A 14,779-nucleotide genomic window follows, 5' to 3' on the forward strand; every position below is an offset into this window, starting at 1 on the left:
ACGCTCTGGAAAGTGCGGCCATAGTGGGTGATAGCCCCGTACGCGAAAGGATCTTTGAAGTGAAATCGAGTAGGACGGAGCACGAGAAACTTTGTCTGAACATGGGGGGACCATCCTCCAAGGCTAAATACTACTGACTGACCGATAGTGAACCAGTACCGTGAGGGAAAGGCGAAAAGAACCCCGGAGAGGGGAGTGAAATAGAACCTGAAACCGTATGCGTACAAGCAGTGGGAGCCTACTTGTTAGGTGACTGCGTACCTTTTGTATAATGGGTCAGCGACTTATATTCAGTGGCAAGCTTAACCGTATAGGGTAGGCGTAGCGAAAGCGAGTCTTAATAGGGCGTTTAGTCGCTGGGTATAGACCCGAAACCGGGCGATCTATCCATGAGCAGGTTGAAGGTTAGGTAACACTGACTGGAGGACCGAACCCACTCCCGTTGAAAAGGTAGGGGATGACTTGTGGATCGGAGTGAAAGGCTAATCAAGCTCGGAGATAGCTGGTTCTCCTCGAAAGCTATTTAGGTAGCGCCTCATGTATCACTCTGGGGGGTAGAGCACTGTTTCGGCTAGGGGGTCATCCCGACTTACCAAACCGATGCAAACTCCGAATACCCAGAAGTGCCGAGCATGGGAGACACACGGCGGGTGCTAACGTCCGTCGTGAAAAGGGAAACAACCCAGACCGCCAGCTAAGGTCCCAAAGTTGTGGTTAAGTGGTAAACGATGTGGGAAGGCTTAGACAGCTAGGAGGTTGGCTTAGAAGCAGCCATCCTTTAAAGAAAGCGTAATAGCTCACTAGTCGAGTCGGCCTGCGCGGAAGATGTAACGGGGCTCAAACCACACACCGAAGCTGCGGGTGTCACGTAAGTGACGCGGTAGAGGAGCGTTCTGTAAGCCTGTGAAGGTGAGTTGAGAAGCTTGCTGGAGGTATCAGAAGTGCGAATGCTGACATGAGTAACGACAATGGGTGTGAAAAACACCCACGCCGAAAGACCAAGGGTTCCTGCGCAACGTTAATCGACGCAGGGTTAGTCGGTTCCTAAGGCGAGGCTGAAAAGCGTAGTCGATGGGAAACAGGTTAATATTCCTGTACTTCTGGTTACTGCGATGGAGGGACGGAGAAGGCTAGGCCAGCTTGGCGTTGGTTGTCCAAGTTTAAGGTGGTAGGCTGAAATCTTAGGTAAATCCGGGGTTTCAAGGCCGAGAGCTGATGACGAGTCGTCTTTTAGATGACGAAGTGGTTGATGCCATGCTTCCAAGAAAAGCTTCTAAGCTTCAGGTAACCAGGAACCGTACCCCAAACCGACACAGGTGGTCGGGTAGAGAATACCAAGGCGCTTGAGAGAACTCGGGTGAAGGAACTAGGCAAAATGGCACCGTAACTTCGGGAGAAGGTGCGCCGGCTAGGGTGAAGGATTTACTCCGTAAGCTCTGGCTGGTCGAAGATACCAGGCCGCTGCGACTGTTTATTAAAAACACAGCACTCTGCAAACACGAAAGTGGACGTATAGGGTGTGACGCCTGCCCGGTGCCGGAAGGTTAATTGATGGGGTTAGCGCAAGCGAAGCTCTTGATCGAAGCCCCGGTAAACGGCGGCCGTAACTATAACGGTCCTAAGGTAGCGAAATTCCTTGTCGGGTAAGTTCCGACCTGCACGAATGGCGTAACGATGGCGGCGCTGTCTCCACCCGAGACTCAGTGAAATTGAAATCGCTGTGAAGATGCAGTGTATCCGCGGCTAGACGGAAAGACCCCGTGAACCTTTACTGTAGCTTTGCACTGGACTTTGAGCCTGCTTGTGTAGGATAGGTGGGAGGCTTTGAAGCGTGGACGCCAGTTCGCGTGGAGCCATCCTTGAAATACCACCCTGGCATGCTTGAGGTTCTAACTCTGGTCCGTGATCCGGATCGAGGACAGTGTATGGTGGGCAGTTTGACTGGGGCGGTCTCCTCCTAAAGAGTAACGGAGGAGTACGAAGGTGCGCTCAGACCGGTCGGAAATCGGTCGCAGAGTATAAAGGCAAAAGCGCGCTTGACTGCGAGACAGACACGTCGAGCAGGTACGAAAGTAGGTCTTAGTGATCCGGTGGTTCTGTATGGAAGGGCCATCGCTCAACGGATAAAAGGTACTCCGGGGATAACAGGCTGATACCGCCCAAGAGTTCATATCGACGGCGGTGTTTGGCACCTCGATGTCGGCTCATCACATCCTGGGGCTGAAGCCGGTCCCAAGGGTATGGCTGTTCGCCATTTAAAGTGGTACGCGAGCTGGGTTTAGAACGTCGTGAGACAGTTCGGTCCCTATCTGCCGTGGACGTTTGAGATTTGAGAGGGGCTGCTCCTAGTACGAGAGGACCGGAGTGGACGAACCTCTGGTGTTCCGGTTGTCACGCCAGTGGCATTGCCGGGTAGCTATGTTCGGAAAAGATAACCGCTGAAAGCATCTAAGCGGGAAACTTGCCTCAAGATGAGATCTCACTGGGAACTTGATTCCCCTGAAGGGCCGTCGAAGACTACGACGTTGATAGGCTGGGTGTGTAAGCGTTGTGAGGCGTTGAGCTAACCAGTACTAATTGCCCGTGAGGCTTGACCATATAACACCCAAACAATCTGATGATTGTGTGTTGTAAGGTGAAGTCGACGAACCGAAAGTTCGCATGAACCGCAAACACCTTGAAATCACATACCTGAATCCGGATAGACGTAAGCCCAAGCGAACGGATATCCAACCGAATTGCTTGACGATCATAGAGCGTTGGAACCACCTGATCCCTTCCCGAACTCAGAAGTGAAACGACGCATCGCCGATGGTAGTGTGGGGTCTCCCCATGTGAGAGTAGGTCATCGTCAAGCTCCTATCCCAAAACCCCTGGTCAGCGATGACCGGGGGTTTTGCTTTTGCGCGCGGAAAAAGGCGTGCTTCCTGTTCACCTTGCCGAAACCCTCCTGGCATGTCCTCTTTCGCGTCTAGCGTAGCGAGAGTCCGGGGGGATCCGCATGGCGCTGGCGCTCTTGCGTTCGCCGTACCTATCCCGATCCGCGAGTTAGAGCCTCGCTTCGAGGAGAAAGACGAAAGGTGGCTTCCGATGAAGGGAATCGCTTGATTTACTGTATGAATAAACAGTATCTTGAGCGCTCCCCCCTTCGTGGCCATCCCTGTTGGCCATCCCAAGGCAGCTCGTCTCTCGAGCTGCCTTTTTCTTTGTCTCAATGGAAATCCCGGCTGCGGACGTCCAGGCCGGTGAGTAGAGGGGTCAGGTCATGCAGGCGCCCTGCGATGACGTGGCGCACCTCGCCGGAGGACTCCAGGATGCCCTCCACCTGCAGCAGCCGGGACTCGAGGAATGGCCGCCTCTGCCGTTCGGCGAGGTCGTGCCGGACCACCACGTTGAGCATGCCGAACTCGTCCTCCAGGGTGATGAAGGTGATGCCGCTGGCGGTCTGTGGGCGCTGCCGGCCGACCACCAGGCCGGCGACCCGTATCGGTCGTCCATGTCCCAGTTTCGCCAGTTCGCGGGAGTCGCGGCAGCGGCGGGCCTTGAGCTGTCCACGCAAGAGTTTCAGCGGATGCGGGCCGAGGGTGGTGCCGAGGAGAGCGTAATCGCTCAGCAGTTCCTCGCCGCGCGAAGGCAGCGGCAGGCTGACCGTGGTTTCTTCGATGACGGTCCCTTCGGCGAACAGTGGCAATTGCGGCTCGACGCTGGCGACGGCCCAGCGCGCCTTGTGCCGGTGTCCGGCGAGACCGCGCAGGGCGCCGGCATCGGCCAGCAACTCCAGGGCCCGGGCGTCGAGCCTGGCGCGTCGGCCGAGATCGTGCACGTCGAGGAACGGCTCGGCCTCCCGGACCTGCTCGATACGCCTGGCATCCTCCTCGCGAAAGCCTCGGATCATCCGCAGGCCGAGGCGTATGGCCGGTTGCGCCTGGCCGAACGGCTCCAGGCTGCAATCCCAACCGCTGTGGCGGACATCCACCGGGCGTGTCTGCAGGGTGTGGCGGCGGGCGTCCTGGAGCAACTGGTCGGGGCTGTAGAAGCCCATCGGCCAACTGTTGATCAAGGCGCAGGCGAAGGCCGCCGGCTCGTGACGTTTCAGCCAACTGCTGGCGTAGGTGAGCAGGGCGAAGCTGGCGGCGTGGGATTCAGGGAAACCGTAGCTGCCGAAGCCTTTGATCTGCTCGAAGATGCGTGCTGCGAAGTCGGCCTCGTAGCCCTTGGCGAGCATGCCCCGGGTCAGCCGCTCGCGGTGGTGTTCCAGGCCGCCATGACGCTTCCAGGCGGCCATCGAACGACGCAGTTCGTCCGCCTCGCCCGGCGTGTAGTCGGCGGCGACGATCGCCAGTTCCATGACCTGTTCCTGGAACAACGGGACGCCCAGGGTACGTTCGAAGACCTTCTCCAGTTCGGCCGATGGATAGGCCACCGGCTCTTCACCGTTTCGCCGGCGCAGGTAAGGATGCACCATGTCGCCCTGGATCGGCCCCGGCCGGACGATGGCGACCTGGATCACCAGATCGTAGAACTTCTGCGGGCGCAGGCGTGGCAGCATGGCCATCTGGGCGCGCGATTCGATCTGGAACACACCGATGGTATCGGCGCGGCTGATCATTTCGTAGGTGGCCGGGTCTTCGCTCGGGATACTGGCGATGCTCAACCGCTTGCCGCCGCGCAGCGCGTGGATCAGGTCGAAGCTGCGGCGCAGGGCGCTGAGCATGCCCAGGGCGAGGACGTCGACCTTGAGCAGGCCGACCGCGTCGAGATCGTCCTTGTCCCACTGGATCACCGTGCGTTCGGCCATGCTGGCATTCTCCACCGGGACCAGGGTGTCCAATGGCTGCTCGGAGATGACGAAGCCGCCGGGGTGCTGCGAGAGGTGGCGCGGAAAACCGATCAACTCGTCGGTCAGGGCCAGCACCCGGCGCAGGATCGGACTCTGCGGATCGAAGCCGGCCTCTTCCAGGCGTTCGGCGCTGGGGGCCTGGTCGCTCCAGCGGCCGCAGCAGTTGGCCAGGACGTCGACCTGCTCGGGCGGCAGACCCAGGGCCTTGGCTACGTCGCGCACCGCGCCGGCGCCGTGGTAGGTGCTGACCACCGCGGTCAGCGCCGCGCGCTGGCGTCCGTAGCGTGTGAAAACGTACTGGATGACCTCCTCGCGGCGCTCGTGTTCGAAATCCACGTCGATGTCCGGTGGTTCGTTGCGCTCGCGGGAAAGGAAGCGCTCGAACAGCAGGTTGGTCCGGTCCGGGTCCAACTCAGTGATGCCGAGGGCGAAGCACACTGCCGAGTTGGCCGCCGAGCCGCGGCCCTGGCAAAGGATTTTCCGGCCCCGGGCGAAGGCGACGATGTCCTGCACGGTGAGGAAATAGCTTTCATAGCCCAGTTCGGCGATCAGCTCGAGTTCTCTCTCGATCTGCTTGCGGACCTTGGCGCTCGCGCCGTTCGGCCAGCGCCTGGCGATGCCCTGTTCGGTGAGATGGCGGAGCCATGACGCCGGGTCGTGTCCGGCCGGTACCAATTCGCGTGGGTACTGGTATTTCAGCTGTTCCAGATCGAACCGGCAGCGTTCGGCGATCTTCAGGGTTTCCGCCAGCAGGGCTTGCGGGTAGATCCCCTGCAGGGCCTCCAGGGTACGCAGGTGGCGTTCCCCGTTGGGGAAGAGATAGGCGCCGGCCTCGCTGACCGGCAGATGGTTGCGGATCGCTGTCATGCAGTCCTGCAGGGCTCGCCTGCCGCGGGCGTGCATGTGGACGTCGCCGCAGGCCACGGGCGGTAGCCGGAGATGCGAGGCGAGCGCGAGCAGTTTGTCCAGGCGGGCATCGTCATCGGCGCCGCGATGCAACTCGACGCCCAGCCAAAGGCGCTGGGGGAAGCGTTCGCGGAGCCAGGCAGCCTGCTCGTCCCCATGGTCGTTCGGCAACCAGATCGCCAACAGGCCGGCGAGCGGCTGTTGCAGATCTTCGCGCAGCAGCCGGTAGTGGCCCTTGTCGGCTTGTCGCCGGCCGCGGGTGATGAGGCGACAGAGGTTCTGGTAGCCCTCCAGGTCCTCCGCCAGGAGGACCAGCTTGGGCCCCTGTTCGAGGCGGATTTCGCTGCCGATGATCAGTTGTACCTGATGCTCCCGCGCCGCCTGCCAGGCCCGCACGATACCGGCCAGGCTGCATTCGTCGGTGATCGCCAGGGCCCGATAGCCCAGGCGCGCTGCACGGGCGAAGAGTTCCGCGGCGCTGGAGGCGCCGCGCTGGAAACTGAAGTTGGACAGGCAATGCAGTTCGGCGTAGGCGCTCATGCGAACCAGCCATGCAGCCACAGCGGCCCTTCGCTGCCGACCTCGCGATAGACCCAGGCACGTTGTCCGCTGCGGGTTTCCACCAGGTAATAGTCGCGGCGGATGTCTTCGCCATCCCACCAGCCTGACTCGATCCGCTCCGGGCCGGCCAGCACGGTGGGCAAGGCCTCGCCGAGGGGGCGTGGCTCCGCCAGCAGCCAGCCGGGGCGGAGGCCGCAGACTGCCGGCGATTGCGCCCTGTCGCAGCTGTGCGGCCGCCAGCTTCGCTCCGGACGGTGTTCGGCGACGGCGCTCAGGCCCTGTACCGCCTCGTCGCCCAGCCGCGCGCGCAGGCGTTCCCGCAACTGTTCCCAGCCGAGATACTGCTGTGGGCGCTCGTCGAACAGTTCGCGGTGCTGCGGCGTGAAAGGAGGCAGCTCGCGGGCCTCCAGGCGCACGGCATGCACGGGGGCGGGCAGTTGCAGCTGTTCGAGACGGCCGCGGGTCAGTTCGAAGAGCATGGCCGCCTCGCGTTCGGCGCTGAGCAGGCCGACCGTGACCTGGCTGTCGGCGCGCCCGTGATGCTCCAGATGCAGGGTGAAGCGCTGCACGCCGCTGTCGCGTCCGGCGAGAAAGGCGGCGAGATCGGCGCTCAGCCGTCGCAGGGGGAAGAGCAGGGCCTGGTGCGATTCCACGTCGAAATTGAGTTCGATGCGCAGGTCGAAGGTGTCCGGCGGCCGGTAGTGCTCCAGCGCCAGCGGGCTGCGGCCGCAGAGGCGGTCGATGTGCAACAGCAGTTCGGCCGGGAAGCGACGGGCCAGGGCGGCGCGCGGCAACTCGAGGACCTGGCGCAGATGGCGCAGTCCCATGCGTCCGAGGGCGACGGCCAGCTCCCGCGAGAGTCCCAGGCGGTCCAGCGGAAGGGCGGACAACTGGCGTTGCAGCGCTGTCTCGTCCTCGATGGCCAGGCCGTCGTGGCTGTTCGCCAGGACCCTCGCCGCCACCGGGTTCGGCGCCAGGCACAGGCGATGGCGGAAGCCCAGCGCCGTGAGTTCCTTGCGCAAGCGGGCCTCGAAGCGTGGCCAGGGGCCGAACAGGGCAAGGCTGGACTGCACTTCCAGCAGCAGCGCGCGCGGATAGTGCAGGCTGACCTGCGAGCTGAAACCGTAGGCCCAGGCGGCGAGGAAGGCCTGCCAGCGCTCCACGGCGGCGAGGTCGTATTCCGCCGTGGCGAAGTCCCGGCTCAGGGCCTGGGCGGCGATCAGCGATTGACCGGGCCTCAGGCCGAGCGCGCGTGCCGCTGGGTTGACCGCCTGCAACTGCCGGCGCTGCGCTGGGCCGCCGAGCAGCGCCAGCGGTGCGTCGGGATTGTTCCGTTGACGCAGCGCGCTGTCCATGGCCAGTTGCGGCAGGAGAATGCAAGCCCAGAGCATGGCCGCCTCATTGCCAGGCGCTGGCTGGCAGGGCGGTCGCCGGCGCGAGGCCGCCCCGGCACTTGAGGATGCGCAGGCGTGGGGGGCGGGTTTCGATGCACAGGCGTAGCGCTGCCGGCGAAGGGTTGACCGCTTCGCGCAGGGGACGATAGGCGAAACCCAGGGCCTGGCCGCTTTCGGCGGCGACCTGGAGGCGGCGCAGGGCGCGGTCGTCGGCCTGCTGCGGCCAGCACAGCACAGCGGCGCAACTGCCCGAGCGCAGGCACTGTTCGGCAGCCCACAAGGCGTCGCGTCCGCTGGCCTGCAAGAGGACCAGGTGGCGCAGGTCGACCGCGGCGGCCAGCCAGGCCTGCGGATAGGGTACGTAGGGTGCGCCGACCAGTACGACGCGACGTTGCGCCTGGGTCAGGCGAGCGAGGGTCGGCATCAGTAGTTGCAGTTCGCCGACACCGTCGCGGGCATGGAGGATTTCGCTCAGGGCATGCTCCGGCCAACCGCCGCCGGGCAGCAGTGCGTCCAGGTGCACATGCCCGGTAGGCTGGGAAGCACCGGCCGGTATAGCGGACTGGCCTTTCCAGATCCTACGTGCGTCGAGCAGCGCACTCAGCGCTATGCCATTGCCTCGTCCGGCGACGGCTGCGGGTGGGGTGATGTCGGCTACGGATGAAAGGGAGGCCAAGGAAATAACTCGAATACTGTATGTAAATACAGTATTTGCTGTAGTCCTTTTCTGGTCAATGGCAGTCGGTCGGCATCCTTTCATGTGACATTGAGATTCAATAACGAATATAATTGAGAATCGTTATTGATCCTGGGCATGCTATGTCGGCCCAGTGCGTTCCGTCCCTCGAAAGGAATTCCCCTATGGATACCCTGGCCCCTGAATCCACTCGGCAAAACCTGCGTTCGCAACGCCTCAACCTGCTGACCAACGAGCCGCACCAGCGCCTGGAGAGCCTGGTGAAGAGCAAGGAACCCTTCGCCAGCCGGGACAATTTCGCCCGCTTCGTCGCCGCCCAGTACCTCTTCCAGCATGACCTGGAGCCGCTTTATCGCAACGAAGCGCTGGCCCGCCTGTTCCCCGGCCTGGCTTCCCGCGCCCGCGACGACGCCGCTCGTGCAGACCTGGCGGACCTCGGCCATCCGGTGCCGGAGGGCGACCAGAGCGTGCGCGAGGCCGACCTGAGCCTGGCCGAGGCACTGGGCTGGCTGTTCGTTTCCGAAGGTTCGAAGCTGGGCGCTGCGTTCCTGTTCAAGAAAGCCGCCGCGCTCGAACTCGACGAGAACTTCGGCGCCCGCCATCTGGCCGAGCCGGAAGGCGGCCGCGCGCAAGGCTGGAAGAGCTTCGTGGCGATCCTCGACGGCATCGAGCTGAACGAGGAAGAAGAGCGCCTGGCCGCCAAGGGCGCCAGCGATGCCTTCAATCGTTTCGGCGACCTGCTGGAGCGTACCTTCGCCTGAGGGGCGTTCCTTGTCCTTTGATCGGCGGCCAACCTCGCCGACGACGATTGCCCCGGCCTGGTTGCCGGGGTTTTCTGTCTTGCGCCGCCGGCCAGGAGCGCGGACCTGCGGAGACCCTTAGCGAGGCGGCCGCTGCGCTTCCACTGAGTTGCCGAACGAGGTGCCCAGGCGAATGCGCGTCGCCGATTGGTTGTACAGGCCGAGCTGGTTTGGCGGACGCCGGACGATGGCGGCGGAATCCAGCTCCTGTTCGCGGCGGGCCCTGGCCGCGCTGTCAGGATCGGTCATCTGCTGGCTCAGGCATTCATAGGACAAAGCCTGGTAGCCGTTGACCTCGGTGTTGATGCAGTTCGCCGGCGGCGTCGGCTCGTCGGCCAGGGTGGCGTTCATGGCCAGGCCCAGGATCAGGGCCGGCAGAACCTGCGATGAACGGTGCATGGCGATTCTCCCGCGCTGGGATGGTGGTTTCCCGCTTATACGGCAATCGGTGAAAACATGTCACCGCAGGTACCGTCACACCACAGTCACACAGTGCCATCAGGATGTCCCTCCTGGGTGATGGCCATCTGGCCTGAACCGGGTAGTTCGGACTGGAATCCGTTGATGTCGATCCTCGGGGTGGCAAGGTCGTGCGCAGTGTCGTTGCTCGGTCTCGGCATGCTGCTGCCGGCGTCCGGCGCCGTGCCGGGCGATGGCGGCAGGCCGCCGTTGCGCCTGGCGGTGCACGCGTTCGATATTCCTCCGCAGAGCCTGGCATCGGCGCTGGTGACCTACAGCGGGGTGACGGGAATGGCGGTTCTGGTGGATGGCGAGCTGGCCCGTGGACGGCGCTCGGCCCGCTTGCAGGGGCGCTTCACCGCCAGCGACGCCCTGACCCGACTGCTCGGCGGAACCGGCCTGATGGCGCGCTACACCAGCCAGGAAGCGTTCACCCTGCTGCCGGCGCAGGCCGTCAGGAATGCTGCGCCGCTGCCGGCAGAGATGCCGAAGGTCGAGCAGCCGCTGGATCGCCGCTACGCGGGAGCGGTCCAGGCGGCGCTGGAAGAACAGTTGTGCCGCTCGCCGCGCACTCGTCCGGGTACCTATCGCGCGGTGCTGCAACTCTGGATCGGTCGCTTCGGCGAGGTTCGCCACAGTCGCCTGCTCGGTTCGACCGGCGACCCGCAGCGGGACAGCGCCCTGGTGGAAAGCCTGCGCGGCGTGCGGGTGATGCAGGCGACGCCCGCTACGCTGGCCCAGCCGCTGACCATCCTGTTGCTGCCGAAGACGACGGGCAAGGCCATGGAATGCAAGCTGACGGAGGGAGTGGGAGGGTCATGAGCGATTCGCGGCAAAGCGCGATGGTGAAGCTGTTCCTCGCCTCCTACGACGACTTCAAGGCGCGCCTGAAACGGCGCCTGGGCTCCGAGGACCTGGCGTGCGACGTGCTGCACGAAACCTACCTGAGAGTCGACCGGCTGGATGATGCCCTGGAGGTCAAGAAGCCCCAGGCCTACCTGTTCCGTATTGCCCTGAACATTGCCGCCGACCGCCGCGAGGGCGACGCCCGCCTGCTCACCGGGGAGGAGGTGGCGGAGCTGTTGCAGGTGGCCGACGAAGGCCTCGACCCGGAGCGCATCGTCGGCGGTCACGCCGAGATCCGTCGCCTGCTGGAGGCGCTCTGCGAACTGCCGGCGCGGCGTCGGCAGATTCTCATCGCCTCGCGCCTGGAAGAGACGCCGCATGCGGAAATCTCCCGTCGCTTCGGCATTTCCACCCGCACCGTGGAGAAGGAACTCAAGGCCGCCCTGTGGTTCTGCGCGGAGCGCCTGGAAAGAAAAGTCATCCAGAGGTTCGGTCCCGGGGCCGGAAAACCGTCATAAGCATAAGCAGGTGGAAAACCGCCGCCATATCCCTCCCATGAGCCATTCCGGTGTCCGTACAGCACAGTCATGACAGCCTCAGACTCCGCCGCCGATGAAACCGGCGACCTTCGCCACGAAGCGCACGCCTGGGTGATCAGCCTGACCTCCGGACGCGTCACCCAGGGCGACGCGCGGGCCTTCCGCCAGTGGTGTGCGCGCAGCCCGCAACACCTGCGAGCGTTCGTCGAGGCGCGCGATCTCTGGCAGGCACTCGGCAGTGCCGCCGCTCTGCCGCTGGAGCCGCCGGCCGTGGCGCAGATCGCGCCGAGGCGTTTCGGTCGTCGCTGGTTCGTCGGCGGTGCGCTGGCCGCCTCGGTGGCGTTGTTCGTCTTGCGCCCGTCGCTGCTCGACCATGGCCTGGGCGGCGCCGACTACGTCACGGCGGTCGGCGAGCAGCGCCAGGTGCAGGTGAGCGGCGAGACGCGGATCGAGATGAACACCCGCACCCGCCTGAACGTGCGGCGCAATCAAGAGCAGCAGGAAACCATCGAACTGCTCGGCGGCGAGGCCGAGATCATCGCCAGCCACCCGCCGCAGAGCAGCCTGCGGGTGATGGCCGGGAGCGCCTGGCTGAGCGCCAGCCGGGCCCGCTTCAATGTGCGCAGCAGCGGTGACGTTTGCGTGGTGACCTGCCTGGAGGGCAGCGTGCGGCTCGAACACCTCGGCCAGCGCCTGGACCTCCAGGCCGGCCAGCAGCTGACCTTCGACGAGCGACGCAACGGTCCGCCGGTGCCTTTCGACGTTGCCGAGGTGATGGCCTGGCGCGAGCGCATGCTGGTGTTCAACGACGTACCGTTGGCCACGGTGATCGACGAAATCAACCGCTACCGTCCCGGCATGCTCCTGCTGCTGGACAAGGCCCTTGGCCGACGCCGGGTCCAGGCCCGTTTCAGCCTCGATCAACTGGCCGACGTGGCGACCCTGATCTGCGATGCCTATGGCATCGAGGTCACCCGCCTGCCGGGCGGGGTGGTGCTGCTCGGCTGAGCCACCGCTTCATTGCAGGGCCACCACCCGTCGATAGCGCTCCACGCCGTTGCGGGTGACCCGTGCCAGGCTGATCTCCAGTCCGCTGGCGCGGACTTTGCTGCGTGCCGGCAGGCGCGTCCAGCCCTTTCCCGGCACCCAGGCACGGATCTCGAACCGACTCACGTCGTCCAGCACAGCCACCCGCTCCGCCAGCGGCGGCAACGGCAGGCGGTCGCCGCTGGGCGAGGCGGCGCGGTAGAGGACCTTGCCCTGTCGCCACCAGCGCACGCGCTGCAGCGGCGCGCCTGGCTCGGTACTGGCGCGGACGATGTCCAGGCGCAATGGGATCTCGCTCAGGCGCTTCAGTGCGAGTCCGGGCGGCAGGCTGTCGCCGGCCCGGATCGGCTCGTCGCCGCTGGGCAGGCCGGTCTCCTCCCGGATGGCGCTGTGCAGGGCGATGTCGCGCTCCAGTTGGTTCAGCGCGCGCAGTAGCGCGGCGCCCTGCTCGGTGCTGTCCTCCAGGTGCGCGCTGGCCCGGGCGATGCTGTCCAGGCCGCGCCAGGCCATCAGGCTGACGATGGCCATGAGCATGATCGCGACCATCACCTCGATCAGGGTGAAGCCGGCTTGCCGGCGCCGCGTCGTCGCGCGTTCAGCGTACCCGGACATGGCCGTTCGCCTCGCGCAGCACGGTGACGCTGTGTTGGCCGTCGGAGAGCGTTATCCGCAACGGCGCGCCGATCCATTCGGCGTCCAGCAACACCGGTCGCGGCGGGCGCACGCTGACCCGCAGAGGCGCGGCCTGCCAGTCGCGCGCGCGCAATTCGGTGTCGGCGGCGAAGGCGTCGGTCTTGCCGCGATAGGCCTGCGGGCTGAAGCGATAGCCCTTGGCGCTGGGCTGCCAGAGGATCGGCGTACCGCGTACCCGCGCTTCGCCCTGGGCTATTTCCAGCAACCGCGCCAGGCGCGCGGCATCCTGGCGCAGCAGGCCCGTCGGGTCGGGGCGGGCGCTCAGGCTGATGGCCGCCGTGGCGATGCCGACGATTACCAGCACCACCATCAGTTCGATCAGGGTGAAACCGCCTTGCCGGGGTCGCCTCACCGGATGCCGCTCCGCGAAGAGAGAGGTATCCAGAGTGCCCGACGAAGATGATCGGCGTGTGAAACATAACGGAGAGAATTCCGCGCTAGGCTGGTGCCGGGGCGCCGTTCGTGGCGCCCGTCGCCCATACGCCAGGAGAGCCCGCCATGCCGGCCATGCCCCGTATCGATCCGCCCCGCCTGGTCCAGTTCGCCGCCGTGCTGGCGATCCTCGCCGGCCTGCTGTTCTGGGGCTATCTGTTGCTGGCGCCGATTCCCGGCGTGGTCCAGGCCGAGGTCGCCGATGTTCCGCCGCCCAGCGGCGAGGACGCCGCTCAACGCTGGTTCGCGACGCCTTCCAGTGAGGTCGAGGTGCAACTGGCGGGATTGATCAGCGGTGGTCCCGCGGCGATCGCCATCCTCTCGGTGAACGGCGCGCCGGCCCAGGCCTATCGCGAGGGCGAGGTCCTGGCACGTGCGGCGAAGGTGCGGCGGATAGAGGCCGACGCGGTACTCATCGAGCAGAACGGCGAGGTTCGCCGGGTGCCCATGCAGCGGCTCGCCGAACCGCCGCCGCTGGCTACCCTCAAGCGCGGTTGAGATCACCGGGAGCGGCTCAGCAGGGTGTTCAGGCGCGCCAGCGGCACCGCCTGTTCGCGCTGCGTGCGCACACGGATTTCCACCCACAGTAGCGCGGGGTCGTCGGTGGCCTCGACGCGTTGTTCGCAGTACAACCGCAGGCGGCCCTGGGAGCATTCGAAATCGCTGTTTCCCGGAGCCGCGCCGACGCCCAGGCGTAGCTCGGCGAGCCGGCTCTCCGCTGCCAGCAGGGCCAGCGACTTGTCGCGCAACAGACCATTGCCGTCGGTCATCAGGCCCACCGCGCGGATCGCCGCGGCCAGGGCGATGGCGACGATGGCCAGCGCGACCAGCACTTCGATCAGGGTGAAACCGCGGGAAGACAGGCGCGTGGACATCGCGGAAAGGTCGGCGAAAGGGGACTTCCAGGCTAGCCGGGAAATCTGACCGATCCCTGACAAAAGCTCGGGAGGGCGCCCCCGCGAGCCATCCCCGGCGCCTGCCGGAAAGCCCGGCTCCAGGGCCTTGCGGGCGCCTCCGGAAGAGCGGCGCACCCGAGGATTTTCAATATCGTTGACATATCTTCCTGAAACAATCCGCGGCGAATCGAACCATGCCGAGGAGTGTCGAGATGGATGTCGTGCAGTTCAGCTCCAGCCCGAAAGGACATCGGGGACAGCGGGGCTTCACCCTGATCGAGATCATGGTGGTGGTGGTGATCCTCGGCATCCTCGCCGCGATGGTGGTGCCCAAGGTGCTCGACCGTCCCGACCAGGCCCGCGCCACCGCGGCGCGCCAGGACATCTCCGGGCTGATGCAGGCGCTCAAGCTCTACCGCCTCGACCAGGGCCGCTATCCGAGCCAGGCGCAGGGCTTGAAGGTGCTCGCGGAGCGCCCTGCCGATGCCTCGGCGAGCAACTGGCGCTCGTACCTGGAGCGCCTGCCCAACGATCCCTGGGGCAAGCCCTACCAGTACCTGAATCCCGGCGTGAACGGTGAGATCGACGTGTTCTCCCTCGGCGCCGACGGGCAGCCGGGCGGCGAGGGCATCAACGCCGACATCGGCTCCTGGCAGCTCTGAGCGCGCC

The 14,779-nt window shown here is 64.9% G+C and carries 13 protein-coding genes, 1 rRNA gene and 1 other annotated feature; of the genes, 7 read left to right on the forward strand and 7 right to left on the reverse strand.

The features are described 5' to 3' along the window. Positions 1-223 precede the first annotated feature (223 nt). Positions 224-2,585 (forward strand) — a sequence feature (most likely nonfunctional fraction of RNA operon). Positions 2,586-2,741: 156 nt separating this feature from the next. Then, positions 2,742-2,857 (forward strand): 5S ribosomal RNA (gene rrf / locus FHW81_RS11540). A gap of 354 nt (positions 2,858-3,211) precedes the next feature. Here rrf and dnaE2 read toward each other — a convergent pair. The 3 genes from dnaE2 to imuA are packed head-to-tail and all read right to left on the reverse strand — an operon-like array spanning position 3,212 to position 8,311. Further along, positions 3,212-6,307, reverse strand: a complete 3,096-nt coding sequence (gene dnaE2, locus FHW81_RS11545; protein ID WP_078452377.1) for an error-prone DNA polymerase — start codon at positions 6,305-6,307, stop codon at positions 3,212-3,214. Next, positions 6,283-7,698 carry a Y-family DNA polymerase gene (locus tag FHW81_RS11550; protein WP_034071434.1) on the reverse strand — a complete coding sequence of 472 codons (1,416 nt, stop codon included), beginning with the start codon at positions 7,696-7,698 and terminating at the stop codon, positions 6,283-6,285. The genes dnaE2 and FHW81_RS11550 overlap by 25 nt, the downstream gene beginning before the upstream one ends. Positions 7,699-7,705: 7 nt before the next feature. Further along, entirely contained in the window at positions 7,706-8,311 is a 606-nt protein-coding gene (imuA, locus tag FHW81_RS11555) for a translesion DNA synthesis-associated protein ImuA (protein WP_031639058.1), read from the reverse strand. A gap of 251 nt (positions 8,312-8,562) precedes the next feature. Here imuA and pigA point away from each other — a divergent pair, with 251 nt between their 5' ends. Next, positions 8,563-9,159, forward strand: coding sequence for a biliverdin-producing heme oxygenase PigA (gene pigA / locus FHW81_RS11560; RefSeq protein WP_003085321.1), 597 nt, complete (start codon positions 8,563-8,565; stop codon positions 9,157-9,159). Between the two features lie 117 nt (positions 9,160-9,276). On the opposite strand, the gene FHW81_RS11565 is transcribed toward pigA, so the two are convergent. Continuing rightward, complete coding sequence (locus FHW81_RS11565) at positions 9,277-9,597, reverse strand: hypothetical protein (protein WP_003085325.1); 321 nt, start codon at positions 9,595-9,597, stop codon at positions 9,277-9,279. A gap of 165 nt (positions 9,598-9,762) precedes the next feature. Here FHW81_RS11565 and vreA point away from each other — a divergent pair, with 165 nt between their 5' ends. The 3 genes from vreA to vreR all read left to right on the forward strand — a co-directional run bounded on the left by vreA (position 9,763) and on the right by vreR (position 12,050). Beyond that, positions 9,763-10,479, forward strand: coding sequence for a TonB-dependent outer membrane receptor VreA (gene vreA / locus FHW81_RS11570; protein WP_003120815.1), 717 nt, complete (start codon positions 9,763-9,765; stop codon positions 10,477-10,479). Beyond that, complete coding sequence (gene vreI / locus FHW81_RS11575; RefSeq protein WP_003085329.1) at positions 10,476-11,021, forward strand: RNA polymerase sigma factor VreI; 546 nt, start codon at positions 10,476-10,478, stop codon at positions 11,019-11,021. The genes vreA and vreI overlap by 4 nt, the downstream gene beginning before the upstream one ends. A gap of 69 nt (positions 11,022-11,090) precedes the next feature. After that, positions 11,091-12,050: an anti-sigma factor VreR gene (gene vreR, locus FHW81_RS11580; RefSeq protein ID WP_034071436.1), complete on the forward strand. Its 960-nt coding sequence runs from the start codon at positions 11,091-11,093 to the stop codon at positions 12,048-12,050. Positions 12,051-12,059: 9 nt separating this feature from the next. Here the strand turns inward: vreR and FHW81_RS11585 are convergent, their stop codons facing one another. Together FHW81_RS11585 and gspH are read right to left on the reverse strand one after the other, a co-directional pair. Next, entirely contained in the window at positions 12,060-12,701 is a 642-nt protein-coding gene (locus FHW81_RS11585; RefSeq protein WP_003120814.1) for a PulJ/GspJ family protein, read from the reverse strand. Beyond that, complete coding sequence (gene gspH / locus FHW81_RS11590) at positions 12,685-13,134, reverse strand: type II secretion system minor pseudopilin GspH (RefSeq protein WP_003106853.1); 450 nt, start codon at positions 13,132-13,134, stop codon at positions 12,685-12,687. Before gspH ends, FHW81_RS11585 begins: the two co-directional genes overlap by 17 nt. A 146-nt stretch (positions 13,135-13,280) precedes the next feature. Between gspH and FHW81_RS11595 the strand changes: the two genes are divergently transcribed. Next, positions 13,281-13,712 (forward strand): type II secretion system protein N, encoded by a 432-nt coding sequence (locus FHW81_RS11595; RefSeq protein WP_004352971.1) that lies wholly within the window; start codon positions 13,281-13,283, stop codon positions 13,710-13,712. Between the two features lie 2 nt (positions 13,713-13,714). Here FHW81_RS11595 and gspI read toward each other — a convergent pair whose 3' ends face one another. Continuing rightward, entirely contained in the window at positions 13,715-14,089 is a 375-nt protein-coding gene (gene gspI, locus FHW81_RS11600) for a type II secretion system minor pseudopilin GspI (protein WP_003085347.1), read from the reverse strand. A gap of 233 nt (positions 14,090-14,322) precedes the next feature. On the opposite strand from gspI, the gene gspG reads away from it, so the two are divergent. Then, positions 14,323-14,772 (forward strand): type II secretion system major pseudopilin GspG, encoded by a 450-nt coding sequence (gspG, locus tag FHW81_RS11605; RefSeq protein ID WP_003085349.1) that lies wholly within the window; start codon positions 14,323-14,325, stop codon positions 14,770-14,772. The last annotated feature ends 7 nt before the right edge of the window (positions 14,773-14,779 follow it).

Origin of the sequence: Pseudomonas sp. RC10-4-2 (assembly GCF_050433085.1) — a bacterium.
In the GTDB taxonomy this organism is placed as follows: domain Bacteria; phylum Pseudomonadota; class Gammaproteobacteria; order Pseudomonadales; family Pseudomonadaceae; genus Pseudomonas; species Pseudomonas aeruginosa.

What these genes read in the sequence shown, in the direction of transcription:
- FHW81_RS11550 (WP_034071434.1), bottom strand. Translation starts at nt 7,698, where the DNA reads ATGCTCTGGGCTTGCATTCTCCTGCCGCAACTGGCCATGGACAGCGCG.
- pigA (WP_003085321.1), top strand. Translation starts at nt 8,563, where the DNA reads ATGGATACCCTGGCCCCTGAATCCACTCGGCAAAACCTGCGTTCGCAA.
- FHW81_RS11565 (WP_003085325.1), bottom strand. Translation starts at nt 9,597, where the DNA reads ATGCACCGTTCATCGCAGGTTCTGCCGGCCCTGATCCTGGGCCTGGCC.
- vreA (WP_003120815.1), top strand. Translation starts at nt 9,763, where the DNA reads ATGTCGATCCTCGGGGTGGCAAGGTCGTGCGCAGTGTCGTTGCTCGGT.
- vreI (WP_003085329.1), top strand. Translation starts at nt 10,476, where the DNA reads ATGAGCGATTCGCGGCAAAGCGCGATGGTGAAGCTGTTCCTCGCCTCC.
- vreR (WP_034071436.1), top strand. Translation starts at nt 11,091, where the DNA reads ATGACAGCCTCAGACTCCGCCGCCGATGAAACCGGCGACCTTCGCCAC.
- FHW81_RS11585 (WP_003120814.1), bottom strand. Translation starts at nt 12,701, where the DNA reads ATGTCCGGGTACGCTGAACGCGCGACGACGCGGCGCCGGCAAGCCGGC.
- FHW81_RS11595 (WP_004352971.1), top strand. Translation starts at nt 13,281, where the DNA reads ATGCCGGCCATGCCCCGTATCGATCCGCCCCGCCTGGTCCAGTTCGCC.
- gspI (WP_003085347.1), bottom strand. Translation starts at nt 14,089, where the DNA reads ATGTCCACGCGCCTGTCTTCCCGCGGTTTCACCCTGATCGAAGTGCTG.
- gspG (WP_003085349.1), top strand. Translation starts at nt 14,323, where the DNA reads ATGGATGTCGTGCAGTTCAGCTCCAGCCCGAAAGGACATCGGGGACAG.